The sequence below is a fragment of the Streptomyces sp. NPDC036822 genome, assembly GCF_055609145.1.
In genome coordinates, this window is record NZ_JBVJPY010000055.1 from 1 (window position 1) to 4,316 (window position 4,316).

Sequence of the window (4,316 nt, forward strand, 5' to 3'; positions counted from 1 at the left end):
CACGCAGAAGAAGCTCAGGCGCGGCGTCCACCGCTCCGTCCAATCCCTCGAACGCGACATCCGGTCATGGCTGGCCGACTGGAACAACCAACCCAAGCCCTTCGTCTGGACAAAGACCACCGACGAAATCCTCGACAAACTCGCCGCCTACTGCCACCGAATCTCTGACTCAGGTCACTAATTCTTGGCCGATAGACCGACTGCGTGCCGAAAACGCCATGGATAATGGCAGCGAGGGTTGCATTCGAGCTACCGAAGAGAGGAATGAACTGAAATGGGTTATGTCCTGATGGGGCATGGCGGAATGGATTTTGACCCGTCACGCACCTCGCCGGAGATGGAGACCGTCGCCATCCCGCAAGGCACCACGATTCAGTTCTATATAGATGCCAACCAAATGCTCGCTTACGATTCGAGGGAGCTTGACATATGGGAGCGGCTCCAGGCGCCCTGGCCCCCTCTTGACAGCAGCCGCGTGACGTACAATCTCACTCTTTTCAGTGCTGAAGACCTCTGGGCGTACGAACTAATGAACAACCCGCAATTCGGTGGTAACGAGATCCTGCTGCCCGGCAGGAACTGTCCGGACCCCGCACACCTGTGCAACGGGACCCCTGAAACGTGTCCGACAAAGCCGGAGCAGGTAGCGGAGGGCATGACGCATCAGTGCGATGGCATCCTCGGGACTGTACATGGGGACTTGTACTGGCTTGCATGCGCCTACTTCATGGGGGGTTGCCGCAGAGGCCCAACCGGCGGTCGAAGCCGCGATGGGGGATCGAGTAAGAAACGTCACGCTGGGTGATAACCCGGACGCGACCGTAAGTGAGGCCGAACGCCAGACAATTGAGCAGATGAATCAAATCGCCCTGTCTTACACCCCTTCGGGCGGCGTTCTTCCATACATGCTGGCCGGACCGGTGGTTCTTATAGGGCTCGGCCATTCGCCCTTCCTAGAAAACCGCCTACTGCATGATTACACCAGGGATATATTCCAGGGTCAGATAAGAGTCCTTAAGGGGGGATGATGCACCCGACTGGTTTGATGTGTACGGGGTTCCTCGGAATAAACAGGGAATAGTCCGAGCTGCCATCAATCGAATCTCCAGGGGCTCAGTTACCGTGTTCCACTGAGGCCGGACATTCCGCTTCTGTAATAATTTGGAATTTAGAACACAAAGGTAAACAGATTTCCCCTAACGGCTGGCGACGCCTGGTCATCCGCGCACCCAAACGGGTCCGGACTGCCCGGCCTGCGGGATCCGGCTGGGCAAGATACGGAAGCAGCGCTCTGCGCGAAGGTCGGCTGCACGGTCTCGGCGCGGCGGTGCAGCCGACAGAATTGCTGGAGGCGGTGGGCGAGGCGGCCGAGCACACGCCTCTACAACGTGCTGGTTTTTGAAACCGTCGCAGCTCAGTGAGGCTCTTTCATCCTGTGCTGGAGGGTGAAATGGGCTGGTCAGCGGGTGTGGTGACGAGGCAGGGCCCCTCGTCGTTGGCGTGGTGATTCCACTCATCACACCGGTGACCGAAGGGGCCCTGAAGGTTTCCGTATCCTGCCATGCTCGATGTCCCGTATGAGCTGGTTGAGCATGTTGCCTGGCTGCTGTACGAACACCGCCGGGCCCGCAACACGCGCTGGCGCAGGCTCGGCTGCTTCAAGCAGGCTCTGCTCACGCTCTTCCTTCTGCGGAAGAACGAGACGTTCTCGCAGCTCGGAGCCGGTTTCGGGGTATCCCAGGCCACCGCCTGGCGGTACGTCGTCGAGACTCTGGACGTCCTGGCCGGCTGGGCACCCGGTCTCCACGAAGCACGCACCGGCCTGGGTGAAGGCGACCATGTCATCGTCGACGGCACCCTGATCCCGATCGACCGGATCCGTGCGGACGAGCCGTACTACTCGATGAAGCACTGCAAGCACGGGATGAACGTGCAGGTCATCGTTCGCCCCGACGGCACACCACTCTGGTTCTCCCGCGCGACACCCGGGCGGACCCACGACCTGACCGCGGCCCGGGCCCACGGCATCGTCCAGGCCTGCCTGACCCGACAGATCCTCGTCCTGGCCGACCGCGCCTACCAGGGCGCCGGCGCCACCGTCCGCACCCCCTACTACCACCACCGCGATCAGCCCGATCCTTATCAGCAGTTCAACCGCGACCACACCCGCCTGCGAGCGCCGGGAGAACGCGCCTTCGCCCAGTTGAATGCCTGGCGACTGCTCCGCCGAGCCAGATGCTCCACCCGCCGCATCAGCACCATCGTCCAGGCCGTCCACACACTCCTGACCTGCAGCTATTCAGGATGAAAGAGGCTCAGTGAGCTTCTTCAGCGGGGCCACCGATCGGGTGACGAGTGCGGGACGGATAGCAGGCGAGGCCTTCGGGCAGTGGTTCGAGATGTCTGACGTCTCAACCGCTGTGACCGGAAGACTCGTTGGTCGTCTATCCTGCCGCACTCGACCTGCCGCATGCGCTCGTGGAGTGGGTCACGATGCTGATCGTCACTCGCGAGGGTGACCGCCGCTGCAAGCTCTGGCCGCACCAGCGTGCGCTCGTCGCTCTGGTGTACCTGCGCTGCCACGACACCCTCACCCGGATCGCGTCCGGTTTCGGGATGTCCGTCGGCACCGCTCACGCGTATGTCACCGCGGTGACCGGCCTGCTCGCCGACCGGGCCCCGGGGCTGCTCAAGTCTCTGCGCGAGCACGATCCGAAGTTCGTCCTGGTGGACGGCACTCTCGCCGAGTGCGACCGTGTCGGTGACAGCCGGGCGGACTACTGGGCCAAGCACCGCCGGCACGGCGTGAACGTCCGGGTCGTCCGACCCCGCCGGTGAGATCCTGTGGATCTCGTCGGCGGGGTCGGGCCGCACTCCCGGCCTCACCGCAGCCCGCACCCATTGGATCATCCGGATCTGCGAGCGTCAGGGCGTTCCGATCCTCGCCGACCGTGCCTACACCGGCGCCGACCCTTGGGTCACCACCGGACTCAAACGGCCACCGGGCAGGGAACTCACCCTACGCGGCCCGGGCTCACGGCATCGTCCAGGCATGCCTGACCCGACAGATCCTCGTCCTCGTGGACCGCGCCTACCAGGGCGCCGACGCCACCTACTACCACCACCGCAAACAGCCCGAGCCTTATCAGCAGTTCAACCGCGACCACACCGGACTGAGAGCGGCCGACGAACGTGCCTACGTACAGCTGAAGTCCTGGCGACTGCTCCGCCGACCTGCCACTATTCAGGGGATGAAAGAGGAGCATTCACACCTGGGTGAAATATCTTGACGCTCCCGCGGTGCACCAGAACGTGTCGAGCTCCTTCTTGGTTTCGGCCCACGGCCCACGCCCCCATCCATCCGCACCGCCTCATAGATCGTTTACGGAACAACGCCTACGATCTCGTGCACGATAAGGGTCGACGCCGCATCTGTCAGGTCAACGACTCGGGGGCTCTGTGATAACGCAAAGCGCTGGCCTGCAGCAATGCCTCTCGAGCACGAGCTCGCTGCAGTCAGATCCAATCGATGCGCTTCTTGCTGAATGTGCCGAAATACGCTTCGACTACGCCTTTACTCGCGTCGCTGATCCCAGATATAGAGACAGAGCCGGGACCTGTCAGGTCTCCCATCGAAGTCCGGGATATCCAGCCCGAATCGACAATCCGGATATACGAGCCACGCAGGCCATTCTCCCATTCGTCACCGATGACGAGCAGATATTCGATTTCTGGTCTTACCCTGACGGGGCCTGGCGCCTCGATAAGGTGGATGGGAAGAGGAAATCCAATTGGCGCCCCCTTCAGTCTTTCACTGTTCTGCTCGATCATATTCGAGCGGTCAGCGAGGTACCTCAAGTACAGTACATTCGTGACAATGAGACCGAAGGCCTGCTCGCAGTCGACGTCCGTATCGTATGCCCGCTGGATGCCGACCTGGAAGTTATGGTCGAGCATTCCCCAAGCCTGCACCCAGTCTGGTGATTGTTGTGCGATGAACTCAAAAAACTCGCCCCAGGGAATCACTCGATCCGGCAGCACGAACCTGGTATACCCAGAGAGGAGGTCGTCCCGAATGCTGATGAATGCATCGTCATACCTCATTTTCCACCTTTTCGCTGTCGCTGTTGATTAAATTTCAAACGGGGGCGACGGTCTGGTGGATCAGTTGAAGCGATCCTGGGACCTGACCGAAAGCGTGGATAGAAGTTTCAGCCACTGAGAGCTCGTAACACGATCTTGTTGAACGGTCCTGGTCGGCCGTGACCGGTGTGACGATTCGGCCGTTCGGGAGGGTGTGACTACCCGGCCGTGGA

General features: G+C 61.3%; 2 protein-coding genes and 4 pseudogenes. 5 read left to right on the plus strand and 1 reads right to left on the minus strand.

Annotated features, from left to right (window positions below; all coding sequences use genetic code 11):
- The 5 genes and pseudogenes from ACZ68P_RS36065 to ACZ68P_RS36085 form a co-directional block, all read left to right on the plus strand.
- Positions 1-181, plus strand: a pseudogene (locus ACZ68P_RS36065) (IS630 family transposase); the annotation flags it as partial.
- Positions 182-289: 108 nt separating this feature from the next.
- Positions 290-805: a hypothetical protein gene (locus ACZ68P_RS36070; protein WP_471013591.1), complete on the plus strand. Its 516-nt coding sequence runs from the start codon at positions 290-292 to the stop codon at positions 803-805.
- A 695-nt stretch (positions 806-1,500) separates the two neighbouring features.
- Positions 1,501-2,308 (plus strand): annotated as a pseudogene (locus ACZ68P_RS36075) (transposase family protein).
- Between the two features lie 128 nt (positions 2,309-2,436).
- A pseudogene (locus ACZ68P_RS36080) lies at positions 2,437-3,022 on the plus strand (transposase); the annotation flags it as partial.
- Position 3,023: 1 nt separating this feature from the next.
- A pseudogene (locus ACZ68P_RS36085) lies at positions 3,024-3,290 on the plus strand (transposase family protein); the annotation flags it as partial.
- 226 nt (positions 3,291-3,516) lie between these two features.
- Here ACZ68P_RS36085 and ACZ68P_RS36090 read toward each other — a convergent pair.
- Entirely contained in the window at positions 3,517-4,104 is a 588-nt protein-coding gene (locus ACZ68P_RS36090) for a hypothetical protein (RefSeq protein WP_471013590.1), read from the minus strand.
- Positions 4,105-4,316: the final 212 nt, after the last annotated feature.